The 17,644-nt window shown below is 45.5% G+C and carries 11 protein-coding genes; 5 read left to right on the plus strand and 6 right to left on the minus strand.

What is annotated here, in order from left to right; all coding sequences use genetic code 11:
* Positions 1-193: 193 nt before the first annotated feature.
* Positions 194-442 carry a hypothetical protein gene (locus LAQ65_RS10775; RefSeq protein ID WP_224116972.1) on the minus strand — a complete coding sequence of 83 codons (249 nt, stop codon included), beginning with the start codon at positions 440-442 and terminating at the stop codon, positions 194-196.
* A gap of 133 nt (positions 443-575) precedes the next feature.
* Between LAQ65_RS10775 and LAQ65_RS10780 the strand changes: the two genes are divergently transcribed.
* From LAQ65_RS10780 to LAQ65_RS10790, 3 genes are read left to right on the plus strand one after another with little or no spacing between them, the layout of a single operon-like run.
* Positions 576-2,672 (plus strand): glycerophosphodiester phosphodiesterase, encoded by a 2,097-nt coding sequence (locus tag LAQ65_RS10780; protein WP_224116973.1) that lies wholly within the window; start codon positions 576-578, stop codon positions 2,670-2,672.
* A complete protein-coding gene (locus LAQ65_RS10785; protein WP_224116974.1) occupies positions 2,669-4,228 on the plus strand; it encodes a rhamnogalacturonidase in 1,560 nt (519 codons plus the stop codon). Before LAQ65_RS10780 ends, LAQ65_RS10785 begins: the two co-directional genes overlap by 4 nt.
* A gap of 11 nt (positions 4,229-4,239) precedes the next feature.
* Complete coding sequence (locus LAQ65_RS10790; protein WP_224116975.1) at positions 4,240-5,637, plus strand: DUF3748 domain-containing protein; 1,398 nt, start codon at positions 4,240-4,242, stop codon at positions 5,635-5,637.
* Positions 5,638-5,662: 25 nt separating this feature from the next.
* Here LAQ65_RS10790 and LAQ65_RS10795 read toward each other — a convergent pair whose 3' ends face one another.
* The 4 genes from LAQ65_RS10795 to LAQ65_RS10810 form a co-directional block, all read right to left on the minus strand.
* Positions 5,663-8,095: a glycoside hydrolase family 20 zincin-like fold domain-containing protein gene (locus tag LAQ65_RS10795; RefSeq protein ID WP_224116976.1), complete on the minus strand. Its 2,433-nt coding sequence runs from the start codon at positions 8,093-8,095 to the stop codon at positions 5,663-5,665.
* A gap of 90 nt (positions 8,096-8,185) precedes the next feature.
* Positions 8,186-8,320, minus strand: coding sequence for a DUF2256 domain-containing protein (locus tag LAQ65_RS10800; protein WP_224116977.1), 135 nt, complete (start codon positions 8,318-8,320; stop codon positions 8,186-8,188).
* 43 nt (positions 8,321-8,363) lie between these two features.
* Positions 8,364-9,974 (minus strand): ATP-dependent DNA ligase, encoded by a 1,611-nt coding sequence (locus tag LAQ65_RS10805; protein WP_224116978.1) that lies wholly within the window; start codon positions 9,972-9,974, stop codon positions 8,364-8,366.
* Positions 9,971-10,999, minus strand: a complete 1,029-nt coding sequence (locus LAQ65_RS10810; RefSeq protein WP_224116979.1) for a ligase-associated DNA damage response exonuclease — start codon at positions 10,997-10,999, stop codon at positions 9,971-9,973. The genes LAQ65_RS10805 and LAQ65_RS10810 overlap by 4 nt, the downstream gene beginning before the upstream one ends.
* A gap of 232 nt (positions 11,000-11,231) precedes the next feature.
* Between LAQ65_RS10810 and LAQ65_RS10815 the strand changes: the two genes are divergently transcribed.
* On the plus strand, positions 11,232-13,841 hold the full coding sequence (locus tag LAQ65_RS10815) for a bifunctional YncE family protein/alkaline phosphatase family protein (protein WP_224116980.1): 2,610 nt from the start codon (positions 11,232-11,234) through the stop codon (positions 13,839-13,841).
* 194 nt (positions 13,842-14,035) lie between these two features.
* Entirely contained in the window at positions 14,036-16,447 is a 2,412-nt protein-coding gene (locus tag LAQ65_RS10820; RefSeq protein ID WP_224116981.1) for a beta-N-acetylhexosaminidase family protein, read from the plus strand.
* Between the two features lie 35 nt (positions 16,448-16,482).
* On the opposite strand, the gene LAQ65_RS10825 is transcribed toward LAQ65_RS10820, so the two are convergent.
* Complete coding sequence (locus LAQ65_RS10825; protein WP_224116982.1) at positions 16,483-17,304, minus strand: HpcH/HpaI aldolase family protein; 822 nt, start codon at positions 17,302-17,304, stop codon at positions 16,483-16,485.
* Positions 17,305-17,644 lie beyond the last annotated feature (340 nt).

Genomic DNA, 17,644 nt, shown 5'->3' on the forward strand with positions numbered 1-17,644 from the left:
TTTTTTGAAAGACTTGTGTCTATTGGCTGTGTTGTAGAATTAGTTTGGATCTGTCCATTTGTGATAAGAAATAAGGTCGAAAAAATAGAAGCAATTATAAATTTCATAGAGTTTTTTCTGGGTACTAACGGAATAGTATTTGAAATAAAAATTTACTGCCGCAAGCTAATTATTTAACCATCATATTTTCTCATCAATATTTGGGATTATTTATAGCCGCAATCACTTCCTCCAGAAACATATTCTCATTTATCACGCGCAACCTTAACCGAACAACTTCCAGTTGCTCTGAAGGAATGATTTTAATATCCGACCCGCAGGTCCAGGAGAACCTGACTTTTCCATCCTGGGTGATCTCCTTAAGCAAGGGGATTTCAAACAAAGGTTTCGTTCCCATCCGGATGTAATTGTGTATGGTAACTTCATCAGCTACCAGTTTCAATCACCGGCGGTATTCCTCCGCTCGATTTTATGAAACCGGAATTGATAACTGGGAATTTCTAACGCATTATAAAGATTGACTGAGTATTTGTTGGTGTTCCCTTTCTCTATATAAAAAACATATTATTCCACCGATGAAAACTAAAATAGTTGTTGGATTTCTTTTTGCATTTGCCTTGATTTTGGTAAAGACACAGGTAATTGCTCAACCTGAATTGCAGTATATGCCATCACAAATAGGATGGCACAATGCCCTTTACGACGACAATAAAAAAGACCCGAAATTGGGGCCGTGGACAACCTGGAACGATGCCCTCGAACGGGAGATGGACTGGTATTTGAAAGCACCTCTTAATGATCATGGGTATCCATCTTATGTGTACATCACATTTATGGATGAAGATTATCAGTCGTACCGGAACGATTGTATACCGGCAACTCAAAATGGAATGGGAATTATTTCGTACCTGAAGTATTGGGAATACAAAGGAAAATCGAATCCGAAAGTATTGGCGGTTGCCAAAAAAATGGGCGATTACCTGGTTAAGGAGGCCAATACAGCGAACGAGGGTGCCTATCCAGCTTTTACCCGTTCAACCGGTTTAGTTACCGATTTTCCGCTAAAGCAAAGCGCACAGAATGATGCAGATTATGGAAAGAATGTCATTGAGCCGGATAAAGGCGGAATCGCCGGTTTTGCATTACTTGAACTGTACAAAGTGACCAAAGATAAAAGCTACTTTGACCAGGCTATTCATAATGCACGGGTTTTGGTCAAAAATATGCGACAGGGCGATGCGCTTCATTCACCCTGGCCATTCCGCGTTGATGCGGTTTCCGGAAAATACTGGGGGGAAAGAAGTGGTAATATGGTTTATATATTGCGTTTGTTTGACAGATTAATTGAAATGGGAAGTGATGAGTTTACGAAACCACGCAAAGAATTGTGGAGCTGGATTGTCAATTTTCAGTTTAAAGCTCCTGAAGACCGGGAACATTGCCTTTGGGTTCAGTTTTTTGAAGATCAGCCCAAAGAAGACAACCGTAATGCCTGGGCGCCGCTGAATATGGCCCGTTACCTTATCGAGAAGAAAGACAAACTAGACCCGCAATGGAAAAGCCATGCCGAACAATGTATCCAGTTTGCTGTACGGAATTTTGGAATTGAACGCCCTGGCGGCGTTACATGTGTAGGAGAACAGGACACCGACCGTCGCGCCTGGGGGGGCATCAACTCTACCTTTGGCGCGGTGGCTGCCATGTTTTATGCCGCTGGTGGCGGTGAGCAATATCGTGAAATGGCTTTCCGGAATTTATCATGGATAACTTATTTTATTCGCGAAGACGGAGTGGTGTGCGATCAGACCGGCGAATGGAACTGGCTGCGCGAAGGTGGCTGGCAGGAAGATTGCCACACCGATGTAATACACAATTACATGGATGCGCTGAAAGCTGTTCCGGCCTGGGCTAATGCAGCAGACCCCAACGCAAAAACAGAAGCCGTTGTAAAAGATTATTTCAGAAAACCGCGACACGGAAATACCTATGTGGTAGCGCACCGGGGCGCACACATAGGGATACCCGAGAACTCGCTGCCTGCATATCAAAAAGCCATTGACCTGGGCTGCGATTTTGTTGAAATCGATACACGCCTCACCAAAGACGGGCAGATTGTAAGTGTTCACAACTCCACCATCGATCAGTATGTAGTGGGTAAAACAGGGAAGGTAAAAGATTATACGCTGGCGGAGCTGAAACAAATGAGTATTCAGATTCCTACCATCCAGGAAATTCTGCAATTGTGCCGCGGCCAAATCGGTATTTATCTCGATCTGAAAGAGCCGTTGATCAACGAATTGGTTCCCATTATCCGGAAATACGATATGGAGCGCGATATTGTTTGGTACATTTCGGGCAACCGGGTGGACGAAATTAAACTGATAAAAAAACTGGGTTACAAGTGTATGCCCATGCCCGATCCCGGTCCGGAAGCGAATATTGAAAAGGTCTGCAACTTAACGCATCCCCGGGTCCTGGCCAGCGACATGCTACAATTAAGCGAAAATTTTGTAAAGACAGCTCACGAACACGGGGCCAAAGTGATAGTGGACGAAAAACAAGGAACTCCTGAAGAGTGGGAACAGATGCTCAAATGGGGTACTGATGGCATACAGACCGACAATCCTTCTGCGCTGATAGAATTTCTAAAAACAAGAGTTAATAACAAATGATAAAAACCAGGCATATTTTAACGGTACTCTTGATGTTTTCTGCAGTATTGTCTGTCTCGGCGAAAGAAGTGTTTTACAATGTGCTTGACTTCGGAGCTAAAGGAGATGGAAAAACCAACTGCACCAAGGCCATCAATGCTGCCATCGAAGCGGCTTCGAAAAACGGTGGCGGAACTGTCTTTTTCCCGGCAGGGAATTTCTTGTCATTTACCATTCGCCTGAAAAGTAAAATCACACTTCACCTGGACCAGGGAGCAGTTTTGATCGGCGATCAGGAGAAAAATGGAGTTGGCTACGATCTGCCCGGGGAGGATGCCTGGTATAAAAAATACCAGGATTTTGGCCACAACTACTGGAAAAACAGCCTGATTTACGGTGACAGTCTGCGCGATATTGCCATCACCGGGCAGGGAATGATTTGGGGCAGAGGTTTATACACGTATGACAAGCCCGATATCAAAGGTTCAGGGAACAAAGCCATCGGTCTGAAAAATTGTTTTAACGTAACAATTAGAGACATTTCCATTCTTCATGGTGGTCATTTCTGTATGCTGGCTACTGGTGTTGATAATTTGACCATTGACAATGTCCGTGCCGATGCCGATCGCGATGCATTCGATATCGATTGCTGCAAAAACGTCCGTGTTTCAAACAGTAACATCAACTCGCCTACTGACGACGGACTTTGTCTGAAATCGTCGTTCGCATTAGGTTACGCGCGCGCCACCGAAAATGTGACCATAACTAATTGCCATGTTTACGGTTACGATCATGGAACATTAATGGATGGAACATTCAAAACCGAATTTAAAGATGAGGCGCCGGGTGCAAATCATAGCATTACAGGCCGTTTGAAACTGGGAACTGAATCGAACGGAGGTTTTAAAAATATTACGGTTTCCAATTGTGTATTCGAACATTCACGTGGACTCTGTATAGAAACAGCCGATGGTGGCTTGATTGAAGACGTGCTGATCGACAACATTACCATGCGGGATGTGACAGATACGCCCTTCTTCATCCGGTTAAATGCCCGCATGCGAGGTCCTGAGGGAACTCCGGTGGGTGTTTGCAAGCGGATTACGATCAGCAATCTGAATGTGTATGACGTTGGTGGACGGCCAAAGTTTCCGGAACTGGGCGCAGGAATGGTCATGGGAATTCCAGGGTATTACATCGAAGACCTTACACTTGACAACATTCGGATTGTTTATCGTGGCGGCGGCCCAAAGGAAGCCATTGAAAAGGAAATTGCCGAAAACATCGACATGTACCCCGACCCGTACCGCTGGCACTCAATGCCTGCTTACGGAATCTACTTCAGATACGTGAAAGGGTTGCAGGTAAACAACCTGGTGCTGAAAACCATGAACCGCGACGAACGCCCGGCTTTTATACTGGATAATGTTCACGATGCCTCGTTTTCACACATCGATGCACAGAAAAATGAAGCGACTCCACTTTTTATTCTGAAAAATGTAACCGGCATAACTACCCACCAGGTAAAAGGAGTTCAGGATACCGAAATCAAAAAAGCTGAAAATCAAAAACTTTAAAATCCGAAATGATGAACCGTACCATTTTGCTGTTTGTGAGAAACAAATTGCTATTCGGACTATTGCTTTTTGCATCCTGTGCTTCAGGTCAAACCTATTTGAAAGAGGTGCAGATTACTTTTGACGGTACTAAAAACCACGCTCTGGATAATAACGACAACTTCTCACCCGACGGGAAATGGCTCGTTTATGATACCCGCACTGGTATCGGTGGCATTGGCGGAAGTCCTTCTGTTGAACGGGTTAACATTGAAACTGGTAAGACAGAAGTTTTGTTTGGAATTTCGGATAATCATGATTATGGTCCGGGTGCCGGAGCAGCCAGCTATCATCCAACAGAAAACAAGGTGATTTTTATTCACGGATTGCCTGTTTGTACTAAAGAAAATCCGTACCAGCAATGGCGACGGACGGGCGTGATGGTTAGTGATGACAAGCCTGGTGTTGCGTTATACATGGATTCGAGGGATATTACCTTTCCTTTTACCCCCGGAGCTTTGCGCGGTGGAACGCATCGTCACGAATGGAGCCGCGATGGTCAGTGGGTGGGGTATACTTACAACGATGCGATCATGAAAAGGTTGGAAGATTCAACGGGTGTGAAATGGAACCTGCGGACTATTGCCGTCTCCAATCAAAAGCACCATGCTAAAGTAGATCTGGATGCCGCACAGGAAAATGTTCAGGGCGAATGGTATAGTGCAGTAGTTGTGCGGGTGGTTCCCAATCCGAGGCCGGGAAGCAATGAAATCAGCAATGCTGCATCCGATAGCTGGATTGGCGCCAGCGGTTATAAAAAGCCGGATGGAACACTTCAGGTGGCCCGCGCTTTTTTGGGAAAAGTAACGAACAGGAAAGGTAAACAGGTTGATGATTTGTTTGTGGTTGACATTCCGGATTCAATCAATGTTCCCGGAGAGTTTGGACCTTTGGAAGGAACGATGAACACTTTCCCTATGCCACCAAAAGGAACGATCCAAAGAAGATTAACCCACACGGCAGAAAATAAATTTCCCGGATGTGGTGGCGTTGTCCGGTCTTCATCCGACGGAAAATATATTTCCTATCTGGCAAAGGATTCTGCTGGAATTGACCAGGTTTTTCTGATTTCGCCAATGGGCGGCAACCCGGTTCAATTAACCCGGCATTCATCCGGAGTACAGAGCGGTGTGCGCTGGAGTCCGGATAATCAGTTGGTTTATTACGTGTGGGACAACAGTATTGTGGCTTGCGAAGTTTCTGACAGACCCTTTGATCAGCGATTCAGGAGATTGACCGAACGAACAGAAAAAACACCTTCAGGAATTGTGCTTTCGAACGATGGGAAAATTGTTGCATTCAATCGTCCGGTGGCTGTAGAAGGAACTAAAGAGGTTAGAGATCAGATATTTTATATTAAACTCGACTAAGGTGGCTACATTCCATATCAATATTCTACTTCCTGATCAACCAGATTTCAGCAACCTGTGAACCTCGTTCTCCTTCGCCTTTGTCTTCCGTTCCGCAAGTCCAGGTTAACCTGACTTTTCCATCTTTGGTGACCTCCTTAGGCAATGAGAATTCGAACAAAGGTTTCGTTCCCATCCGGATGTAATTATGTATCGTTACACCATCAGCCACCAGTTTAATGCTGGATCGGAAACGGCCTGTGTAAGCAATCTTCAGGGTGTATGCAGCATTGGGATCCAACCTGTCGTATTCCATTTCTAAAGGCGTGTCGTACAAGGTATTGACCTGGTTCATCCAGGCCAGCGGCGTGGTCTGCCCTTCAAATCCTTTGGCCACAATTTCATGAACCCAATCGACTCCGGTTAATCCAACCCCAAAACTTACCCTTGGCGACTCCAGGCTTCCGGGATCTTCTGCCCATGTTTTCTTTGCTCTTATCCGCTGCCATGCCGCCGGGTTTCCGAAGTTGTCGTAAAATCCGCCTGGTCCGGGATCTGTCCGGTGCAGCAGCTGGTCAATCGCAGCCAGTCGCTCCGGTTCAGTAGCCAGTTTTTCGACCTGGTTGAGCTGGTCCAGGATCCACAATGCATCGTTGAGCGGAATATCAATATTGTCAATAAAATTGCCACGGCCTTCCATGGCATGGTGTTTTTTTACCGTCAGCTGCGCACCAAAGCTCCTGAACAGGGAATCAGCCAAAGCATAGCAGCGTTCTTTTAGTTCCGGCGATACGGGTTGTTCATGCGCCTGCGAAAGGGTATTCCTGGCTGCTGCAATCGCCGGTTTTGAACCTGAAGCTTTTGCGCTTTCCAAAATGTTGCGTGCCTGGCGTTCGAGCGCAGTTTCATAGATCAGCCTGCGCTGGGTGTAGGCATCAAAATAAGCCCTTATCAACCCGTTTTGGAAGCGTGGGTTACTGAGTACTTCCTGTGGCGCCGATTTTTCCATATCCTGCCATTGCTGAAGGGTGCGTTGTACCTGCTCGTTCGATAACAGGGGTCCCCTCGTATTCTTTTCCAATGCAAATAATCCCGCCGTTACACCTTCAGTATAATCGGGACCAATAAAATATCGCGCATACTCACGAAGTGTTTCGATCACCGGCCTCGAAGGATCCCAGTCCTGGCCACTCCATACGAATTTGTTTACGTCATCGTTGGTCCCTTCGGAATAGCTGATGCTTCCCTGGGCCAATGGCGCATAAAGATTGTGGATGTATTTTTCATCATCGGGACGTGGATTGATGCACTCACGGCCTAAGGTCATCGCGTAGGCAAGGTCCAGGTCAGGTATGGGATACTGGCAGCTGTAACTGTGGGTAATATCCGGGTAAAGGCGGATCGCCACCGAAGGTTTAACCAGTTTCTTAACTTCAGGAAGTGGTGTCCTGATCCAGGGACCATACACGATTCCGCCAAACCAATCATATTCACGGTTAACCAGTTCGTAAAATTTCTTATACCATTCGCCACTGGGTTTGAAGACCTGTGGTGATACCCATATTTTAGCATTCGGATGATATTTGTGTAACACAACGGCTTCTTTTTCTAACCAGCTGAACAGCACATCGGGTTCGAGTTCACCGGGATCTCCACCGGGAACAAATAAGGCATCCAGTTTTGGCAATACACTGAAAACTTTATCCCGCTCTTCCAATTCCTTTTTAATAGCGTCGGGTGTTGTGTAATCGCTGCCCATGTTGGGATACCACATCCACACGTCAAGGCCATACGATTTACAGATGCGCGATTGTTCGGCGATCATCTTTATAGCCGGAACTTTCATGTTTTCGCTGGTGGAATCGTCGTCGGTGCGTGGTGGCAATATTTCGATGCTGTTGGCGCCAAAAATGGCCAGGTCGCGAATGTACTGGTCGTATTGCGCCACCGTCCAGGCATCATAAGCATTTGTTTTCGGGCGGTAACCCAACTGGTGGCCGCGAATCGGGTAGGTTGGGCTGGAGGCCATGTTTATATCTCCAGGTATTAATAGTTGCCCGTTTTTCATCTCCATTTTACGGACCAACCGGCCAACCCCATATAGCGCGCCTCGTTCGTCGTGACCGGCAATGATGATCGTGTTATTATCAGCAAGAACAATTTTATAACCATCCTTTCCGGTTGCCGGTAGTTTGCTGAGCGCGGTTTTGAAGGCTTCCGGAAATTTATCCAACCGGCCTTCAACGCCAATGGCAACAACCAGTTTGTTTTTGGAAGTCAATTTATCAGTTGCCGGAAGGGAGATATGGGTCCGTTTTTGAATTTCCTCCTGTAAAACCTGGACGGCTTTTGCCAGTTGCGCATTTTTATTTTCAGGAAAGAAAATGGTTGCGCCCGAAAAATCAACTTGCTGAGCGATGCCTGCAAATGGAAATACCATGTAGGTAATTAAGAAGATAACTAATTGTTTTGACTTCATTAATAGTTGGTTGTTGTTTAATGCGGCTCGCAGGGAGCCACCCACTTCTCAAACAAGTTCCTGTAAATTTAATCCAATGGCCGGGTAGCCTCACCGCTTCTTCCTGCACCGGTCGCTGCAATATTTCACGTCATCCCAAACCTTCGCCCATTTCCTGCGCCAGGTAAATGGGCGCTGGCAGGCCGCACAGATTTTTACCGGCAGGTCTTTTTTCTTCTTTGTCATAAACTATTCAAATAGTTTTTGGCTGTAGTAAGTTGTTGTCGCCTTATTTGTTCCCATACAATTGAAGCATTTGTTTAAGGTCATCCAGTGTATTTATTTCGTCCACCTTTTTGTCGTGGCGCCAGCGGTTAATCCGGGGAAACCGCAATGCCACGCCGCTTTTATGGCGCTTACTTGCAGCGATTCCCTCAAATGCCAGTTCGAAAACCAGTTCTGGTTTTACCGTACGCACAGGCCCGAATTTTTCAATGGCATTCCGTTTCACAAAATTGTCTACCTGCGCAATTTCCTTATCCGTTAATCCGCTATACGCTTTTGCGAAAGGCACTAAGGCATCGCCATCTTTCACGGCAAAGGTATAATCTGTGTACAGGTTGCTTCTTCTGCCGCTTCCTTTTTGTGCATAAATCATGACGGCATCAATGGTGAGGGCATCAATTTTCCATTTCCACCAGTCACCTCTTTTCCGGCCTGTTTGATAGCTGCTGTTTTTCCTTTTCAGCATAAAACCTTCTGCAAAATGTTCCCGGCTTTGCTCCCTTAGAGTGGCCAGTTCTACCCAATCAGTACAGTGTACAACCGGCGATAACTGAAGTATTTCCTGGTTCACGCCAGCTACAATTTGTTCCAGTATTTTTCTTCGTTCATACAGTGGTTCATGGCGGATATCTTTGCCATCATATTCCAGTACATCGTACGCAAAAAAACTGACCGGCGCATCCTGCATCACTTTCCGGGTAATATTTTTTCTTCCGATGCGGGTTTGCATTAATGCAAACGCCAGGGGCGTACTCCCTTTTGCTACGATAATTTCACCATCCAGTACAAGTCCGTTTGGTAACTGTTCCTGCAACAAGGCATACTCTGGAAATTTTTCTGTCATCAGGTCTTCACCGCGGCTCCAGACAAAAAATGCATTGTTTCGCTTGATCATTTGTCCGCGTATACCATCCCATTTCCACTCCACCTGCCATTCATTGATGTCGCCCAACTTATCCACTTCATTTTCTACAGGATAGGCCAGGTAGAAGGGATAGGGCTTGCTGTCGTCGGCGATATTATTTTCGTCGCTGGTTAATGCTTCGAATCCAATGTTGCCCGGATCCCATTGACCACTGATGCGATGGGCGATTACAGATGGTGCTTTGCCGGTTACTTTCGACAATGCCTGCACGATTAATTGTTGGGATACACCAATGCGAAAAGCGCCGCTCAGTAGTTTATTAAAGATAAATCGTTCAGTGGTGGTTTGCAGTTGTGTCCATCCTTGCAACATGAAGGCCTTTCTTTCTTCTTCTGTCGCTTTTTCCAGTCGCCGGAATTGTTCAATATAATAGTGAAGCGGCATTTCAGTGGTAGGCTGTTGCGGCTGGTAATGCGCATCGATCAACAGGGCGATGGTCTCTGACAGGTCGCCCACGGTATGATAGCATTCATCCAAAAGCCAGGAAGGGATCTGGCAAAATTCAGCACACCATTGTTTCAGTAATGTAGCGGAGATGGTCCTTTTTGGTCTTCTTCCGGTAAACAGGGCAATCACCCAAACTTTATCTTTATCGTTTGCCGTTTTGAAATAATCCTGCAATGCCGCCAGCTTCTCGTTGGTTTTGGTAGTAATGTTTAGCACATCAATCAACCTCGCAAACTGTTTCATGGTTCAGTTGAGTTTGCGTGATCGGTTACCGGTTGCTCATCATCTTCGGCGCCATACTGGGTTTTTACTTCCCATGCCGCAATACCTTGTTCGTTCAGGTATTTGGAAAGCACGCTTTGGAAGCCATGGGTCACATACACATTTTCGGCCCCTGTTGCTGTAATGCTGGATAGTAATCCTTCCCAGTCGCAATGGTCACTTAAGGCAAATCCAATATCAGCATTTCGCCGGCGTACATTTCCCCGCACCTGCATCCAGCCGCTACAGATGCCTAAACGATACGGGTTCAGTTTTTTCATCCAGGGTGTACCATCAGCACTGGGCGGTGCAATGACGATCGCATTTTTTAATTCCTGTTTTGTTGTTCCGGAACTGATTCGTTTAACCTGTACAAAGTTATAGCCCATTTCATCCAGCAATTGCTGCATGTTGTAAATGGCGCCGTGCACATATACCGTGTCGGTAATGTTTTTTACTGCATCCATTAACCGCTGCGCTTTTCCCAAACTGTAGGCGATCAATACCGAGGCTTTGTCGTCTTGTTGGTTTTGCAGCACCCAATCCTGTATGTTGCCATAAATTTCCTGCTGTGTTTTCCATTTGTAGATGGGCAGGCCAAATGTACTTTCAGTAATAAACGTGTTGCACCTGATGGCTTCATATTGCCCGCTGATACCGTCGTCTTCCGTTTTATAATCACCTGTAAATACCCACACCTCACCTTTATATTCAATGCGCACCTGCGAAGAGCCGATGATATGGCCGGCCGGATGCAAAGAGATTTTTACCCCGTTTACAAATATGGTTTCATTCCATTCAAGTGTTTGGTAATTGTTTTGCCCTAAGCGCAATTGCAAAATGGGTTTGGTCAGGGTATGGCATAAATAGTGTTGGTGTCCAGGCCGGGCATGATCGCTGTGGCCATGGGTAATAATGGCAAACTCAACGGGCTTCCAGGGATCAATATAAAAATTCCCCTGTTTGCAGTAGAGGCCCATATCTGTAAAACTGATCAGTTTGGACATGCTATTGGTAACATCTCTGATGGGCTATTGTTGGGTACCCCGTTTTTCCTGGAGTAAATTAAATGCTAAATCAACATAATTAAAAATTATCGTCAATAGAAGCAAGATCGCCTTCATAATCGCTTTTGCACTGTTAAAAATACAATAACACGATATTTTAATATCAATTGCGTATTGCTTCCAGCACCTTAGGTTCAGGGAAATAATTTGTAGATTGAAAAAAATATCCATAATGAATAAAGGACTTTTATCCTTTTGCATCTCCACTTTAATATTCCTGACAGATTGTTCTGTTTCGCATAAAAGCAGTAGTAAGGAACAGGAGGAAAAGAATGAATACCTTTTAGAGCATTCGAAGGTTGGTCCGCTTGCAGACAGCAGCTTTTTGGTTGCAACAACACAGGTTATTGATCCGGCCGGAGAAACAATTACTTTTCCGGGCAGGCCAACAGATATTAGTGTAAACCTTAGCGAAAAAACGCTGGCGATAAAAAACATGGAGAGTATAGATTTCGTTGATGTTGAACATAAAAAAATTATTCAAACGCTTAAAATTCCCCAGGGGGGCAATACTTTCTCAGGTATAGCATGGAGCGGTGAAGGGAATGACGAAAAGGTCTGGACCACTGATACGGAGGGTTATTTAAGGAGCGCAAAAATCAATAGCAATGGGCGTTATGATTGGGCTGATCAGTTTTTGCTTCCTGCACTGGTGAAAAAGGACGCAAATGGTTTGGACCCCGGCGGCTTAACAAAAATTGATAAGAAATCTGTGTACCCTGGCGGATTTGCGATTGATGAAGCAAGCGGACTTATTTACGTTGCCTTAAACAGGAATAATTCAGTCTGTGTGGTGAATATGAAAACAGGGGCCATCGTCGGCCAGGTTCCCGTTGGCGTAGCGCCTTTCACTGTATTGCTGCATAAGGATAAGGCATATGTGACTAACCAGGGCGGCAGGATACCTGTGGCTGGTGACAAAACTGCGCTTTCATCAGGCACTTCAATAGTGATTGATCCTGGAACAGGCATCGCTTCTACAGGTACGGTTTCTGTTATCGATCTGCATGACCACAAAGTGATCAGTGAGATTAATGTCAGGCTGCATCCCACTGCAATGGCGCTGGCTGCGGATGGAAACACACTGTTTGTTGCCAATTCCAACAGTGACCTTATTTCGGTTATTGATACACGCACTTATGGTGTTATTAAAACCTTCAGCTGCAAACCCTATAATGACCTTCCTCTCGGAAGTTCACCCACTGCATTAAGCCTTTCGCCTGATGGTAAGAAATTGTATATAGCCAATGGCGGTAACAATGCGCTGGCTGTTTTTGATACTGGAAAAGATACAGTAACCGGAATGATTCCTGCCGGATGGTATCCCGGTGCTGTGTCACTGAATCGCGCCGGTACGCAACTGATTGTTGCCAATATAAAAGGTGTAGGCGGAAGAGATTTAGACCCCGGAAAGAAAGGCTATAATTCACATGATCATTTAGGTTCGGTGTCATTTATTCCCGTGCCCGATGATAAATTATTGCAGGCGTATACTGAGAAGGCAATCACTAACATGAACCTGCCAAAAATTTACCGGGCATTAAAACAACCGGCCGGTCAAGCCCGCATGGTTCCCGTACCCACCAGGGCCGGGGAAAAATCTGTTTTTAAACATGTCTTATATATCATCAGGGAAAACAGGACATACGACCAGGTTTTTGGAGATATCGCTAAAGGGAATGGAGATTCCTCCCTCTGCCTGTTTGGTAAATCGGTCACGCCAAATGCCCACGCACTGGCTAACGAATTTGTTTTATTGGATAATACATATTGTAACGGGGTGAATAGTGCAGATGGACATCAATGGACTGATGAAGGATTGGCAACGGGATATCTTGAAAGAAGTTATGGCGGATTTGTGCGCAGCTATCCCTGTTGTGGTGGAGAAGATCCACTGGCTTATGCTTCATCCGGATTTATATGGAATAATGTGCTCCAACATAACCTTACCTTCAGGAATTACGGAGAAATGGTGCAGGCAAAAATAACACCGGAGAATGCAACCTGGACAGATATCTATAATGACTTCATCAGCAAAACCAACAGCATTAAGGTAGAAGCTACAGCGGAACTGGCTATGCTGCGGCCATATCTTAGTCCCAACTTCATAGGCTTTCCCCAGGTCGTACCTGATATATACAGGGCAAATGAATTTATCAAAGAGTTAAAAGGATATGAACAAAGAGGTGACCTGCCAAACTTCATGATCATGCTTTTACCTAATGATCACACCGCCGCAGCAAATGAAAAATTTCCAACACCAAGAGCCATGGTGGCCGATAATGACCTGGCCCTGGGCCAGATTGTCGAAGCGGTAAGCAAAAGCAGGTTCTGGAAAGAGACTGCAATTTTTGTTATTGAAGACGACGCCCAGGCAGGCCTGGATCATGTTGACGGACGACGGACTGTTTCACTTTGCATCAGCCCATATACCCGGCGTAATGCAGTGGTAAGTACCATGTACAATCATAACAGCATTCTGAGAACTACTGAACTTATTTTTGGTCTTCCGCCAATGAACCAGTTTGACCTGGTAGCCACTCCGTTGATTGATTGTTTCACAGATAAACCCAACTTTACACCCTTCACCGCTTTGCCTAACCAAATACCGTTGAATGAAATGAACCCTAAAATAACGCAGCTAAAGGGTAAGCAAAAGTATTGGGCGAAGGAATCCATGAAAATTCCACTGGGTGATGTTGATTTGGGCGATATGGAAGTATTTAGCCGAGTGTCCTGGTATTCTGTAAAAGGATATTCATCAACCTATCCAAAGAAGTAAGATAAACACTTCCAAAAAGCCTGGTATACCGGCATTGTAGCTTTAAGTCCATGCCATTGCGGGAAACTTATCCAGGCCTAAATAAATCCTAAAGGCTGTCCGATCGTTGGATATTATATAATACAGGCAATGCATAATACAATTCTGGCAAGTTTTTTCATTCTTAATACTTGCTCTTATATTTAGCCACTATTATGCAACACACCAGGATTAACGATGCTGCTTTTGTAATAAAGCAAATGATGAAGAGATTGATTTGCCTCTCCGCAATAGTCATGCTCTTAAGTGTAAACAATTCGGGAATGGCCCAAAACAGTTACCTGCAAAACCTGCATATTGTAACTAGTGGAGGAACCATTTCTAAAGCAGAAAAGGCTGCGGCCACAATGCTTTCAGAAGAGATTAAAAAAAGAACCGGCTTGTCATCTGATATTTCAGCCAACTGGCCTGCATCCGGTAATATTATCCTCCTGCAACAGGCAGCTGTTGCTTCGCACAAAGAAATTGCTATTCAGGACAAACCTGCATTGATTGCCAAACCGGAATCGTATCGCATCATTTCCCAAAATCAAAATAAGCGGACGGTTATTGTGGTGGAAGGATTTGATGGCAGGGGTGTTTTGTTTGGGGCCGGCCAGTTATTAAGGGATTTTAGCTACAAGTCCGGGGCTGTTGGTTTACCCGCAAACCTGGCAGTATCCTCAACGCCTTCGAAAGGGATGCGCGGCCACCAATTGGGGTATAGGAATACCGCCAATTCCTATGACAGATGGACAAAAGCCCAGTTTGAGCAATACATCCGTGAACTGGTCATATTTGGCACCAACAGTATAGAAAGCATCCCGATTTTTGAAGAGGAAAAGAGTCCCCATTTCAAACTTAAGCCCGATGAAATGAATGCCGCCATCAGCGGTATTTGTGATAAATACGACCTTGATTACTGGATCTGGGTGCCGGCTCAATTTGATTTACACGATGTTGCCAAAAGAAATCATTACCTCGACAGGATTGTGACGATTTGTAAAATGTCTCCCCGCCTTAACGGAATATTTTTCCCTGGTGGTGATCCCGGCGATAATTCCCCGGAAACAGTATTGCCACTGTTAAGTGATATGGCAGGCATCCTGAAAAAATACCATCCTGAAGCTAAGGTTTGGCTATCCCTGCAAGGATATACGCCTGCACAAAACCAGGCGGTCTATAAATATGTACAGGACCAGAAACCTGTTTGGCTGGGCGGATTGGTTACCGGCCCATCAAGCCCGCCGATTGAAGAAACAAGGGCCTCCATTCCCGCGTCCTACCAGGTACGCTATTATCCCGATCTAACCCATAACATCCGTTGCGATTGGCAGGTGCCTTATTGGGACCCCGTATTTAGTTTCACGGAGGGCCGCGAATGTGTTAATCCCCGCCCTGTACACTACACTGCGCTTTATCATTTCCTTGAGCAGTTTATGGATGGGTTTATATCTTATTCAGATGGGGTGCATGATGATGTCAACAAGATCATTTGGACCCGCCTCGCCTGGGATCCCACCTTATCGGAACGTAACATATTGATGGAGTATGCTAATTTTTTCTTCAACGCAGCGGTAAAAGAAGAAGCGGCAGAGGGCATTCTTGCCCTCGAATCGAACTGGACTGGTCCTGCAAATTCAAACGGAAGTATTCAAACCACCTGGATGGCCTGGAAGCAGATGGAACAAAAGAACCCTGCACTGGCATCCAATTGGAGATGGCAGATGTGCCTGCTGCGTGCTAACTATGATGCCTATTCTAGGAAGCGGGGAATATATGAAGCTGGCCTGGAAGAACAGGCAAATGATATATTGCGCCAGGCTGCCCTGATCGGGCCGGGAGAAGCCATGGCAGGGGCGCAGCGGATACTGGATGAAGCCCGCAAGCCTGTTGATTCAATGCTGAGAAACCGCGTGGTATCACTTTGTGAAGACCTGTTTCAATCCATTGGGTTGCAGACCAGCGTAAAAAAATACCAGGCTTCTGGTGAAGAACGCGGGGCAGTGCTGGACTTCCTGGACTACCCACTGAATAACGCCTGGTGGCTGGAAGACAGGTTCGCTGCCATAAAAAAACTTTCCACGACTGAACAGGTGGCTGCATTGGAACAGATCGCCAACTGGGAACACCCCGGACCTGGCAGTTATTACGATAATGTTGGTGACGTATCAAAATCTCCGCATGTGCTTAGGGGTGAGCCAATGGCCACTGACCCGTTGATGCGGAAGGCAGATAACCCCAGTTTTGCCTGGTGGGATAATGGCTTCAGCCGCCAACGCCAATCCTGGATAACCAGCCTGCGCTGGCCAATCGGGATTGAGTATAATGGGCTGGATAGTGTTTCCAGTTATATTGTTCGGGTAACCGGTTTTGGTGAATGCCTGCTGAAAATAAACGGGCAGCGTGTTGATCACACTTTGTATGGAAAGGGTTTCGGTGAACCAAAAGAATTCCCGGTTCCAAAGGAATTAATTAAGAACGGCAGGATTGCCATAACCTTTGATGAAATCAACGAAGACAATATTAATTGGAGACAACAATCTCGTATAAACGAAATATGGTTAATTAAAAAACCCGGCAATTAAGCCGGGTTTTTTTTGTTGTTTATACCACCAGTTGTTTATACCACCATTTGGCTGTTGTCACCGCTAACCATAATATCACCGGCTGCTGTTTTAATAACCTGCAGGTCATGTTTTAACCGCTGCGAAAAGAGGGCGATATCAATACTGTGAACGACAATATTGGCCCCTTCCTTCATCCATTTTACCTGGCGTTCGGGTTCGAGGGAGAAATGGATGCCGATATGCAGGCCATGTGCCCTGGTCTTCTTTATAATGGTAGTAACTGCCGCTTCAAAATCAGGATGGTCATATTGTTCGGCCAGTCCGAGGCTAACCGATAGATCGTGGGGGCCAATAAAGACACCATCGAGACCGGGTACTGAAAGGATTTCATCCAGTTTCTCCATGGCCGGAACACTTTCAATATTGGCGATGCAGATATTGCCTTTGTTGTAGGTTTCAATATAATTCTTTAAGCTTTCCGGCATTTCCTTCGTTCCCTTAATATAGGCGGATAAAAGCTCGCCTTTAAGCGGCCGGTATTTAACAGCACCGACAAGGTCTTCAACCTGCGCAACGGATTCTATATACGGCATCACAATCCCCGTGGCACCACCGTCAATCGCCTGGCAGGCCCTGTAGGGATCTGGTGAAGGGATGCGGACAATTGGCACAATTCCATCCGCTTTAAACATTTGGCAAAGCAGGGTAAGTTCTATCCTGTCTAAAGGGATATGTTCTGTGTCAATAAATACGAAATCGAGTCCCGCACTTTTAACTGCCCGGGGCCACATCGGGCCTGTAGAAGTAATGCAGGTTCCATATACATTTTTACCGTTTTCAAGTTTTTCCAGTAAGCTGTTTTTTGTTGCGCTCATGCCGCTGCTTTTAATGATGGAATAATTTAACAGTTATTATTAGGGGTTCAATATACCCTGACTTTGCCAGATTTTAACAGTAATTAATTTTTTGGCCGGTTGTTTATATGGCTACAATTTGCTTTGCCGGTACGCCGCTTCTCTTATTCCTTTTCCAGGGAAATGGCAAAAATTGTATTTAATGTTTCCCCGACTATGGAAGCAGCCTGCCGCCAGCAAATCCAATTGATAAATGACGGATGGAATGTCTCTAAAAATTAAGCAGCTTGAAATTAAAGCAACCTGGAATAATGCCGGTGGCATTGCAAGTGAAGCAATATCTGAAGAGGGTGTTAACTAA

Origin of the sequence: Flavihumibacter profundi (genome assembly GCF_020076305.1) — a bacterium.
In the GTDB taxonomy this organism is placed as follows: domain Bacteria; phylum Bacteroidota; class Bacteroidia; order Chitinophagales; family Chitinophagaceae; genus Flavihumibacter; species Flavihumibacter profundi.

Bases quoted from the DNA above. Each gene is read 5' to 3' on its own strand.
- LAQ65_RS10780 (WP_224116973.1), top strand. From the start codon at position 576: ATGAAAACTAAAATAGTTGTTGGATTTCTTTTTGCATTTGCCTTGATT.
- LAQ65_RS10785 (WP_224116974.1), top strand. From the start codon at position 2,669: ATGATAAAAACCAGGCATATTTTAACGGTACTCTTGATGTTTTCTGCA.
- LAQ65_RS10790 (WP_224116975.1), top strand. From the start codon at position 4,240: ATGAACCGTACCATTTTGCTGTTTGTGAGAAACAAATTGCTATTCGGA.
- LAQ65_RS10795 (WP_224116976.1), bottom strand. From the start codon at position 8,095: ATGAAGTCAAAACAATTAGTTATCTTCTTAATTACCTACATGGTATTT.
- LAQ65_RS10800 (WP_224116977.1), bottom strand. From the start codon at position 8,320: ATGACAAAGAAGAAAAAAGACCTGCCGGTAAAAATCTGTGCGGCCTGC.
- LAQ65_RS10805 (WP_224116978.1), bottom strand. From the start codon at position 9,974: ATGAAACAGTTTGCGAGGTTGATTGATGTGCTAAACATTACTACCAAA.
- LAQ65_RS10810 (WP_224116979.1), bottom strand. From the start codon at position 10,999: ATGTCCAAACTGATCAGTTTTACAGATATGGGCCTCTACTGCAAACAG.
- LAQ65_RS10815 (WP_224116980.1), top strand. From the start codon at position 11,232: ATGAATAAAGGACTTTTATCCTTTTGCATCTCCACTTTAATATTCCTG.
- LAQ65_RS10820 (WP_224116981.1), top strand. From the start codon at position 14,036: ATGCAACACACCAGGATTAACGATGCTGCTTTTGTAATAAAGCAAATG.
- LAQ65_RS10825 (WP_224116982.1), bottom strand. From the start codon at position 17,304: ATGAGCGCAACAAAAAACAGCTTACTGGAAAAACTTGAAAACGGTAAA.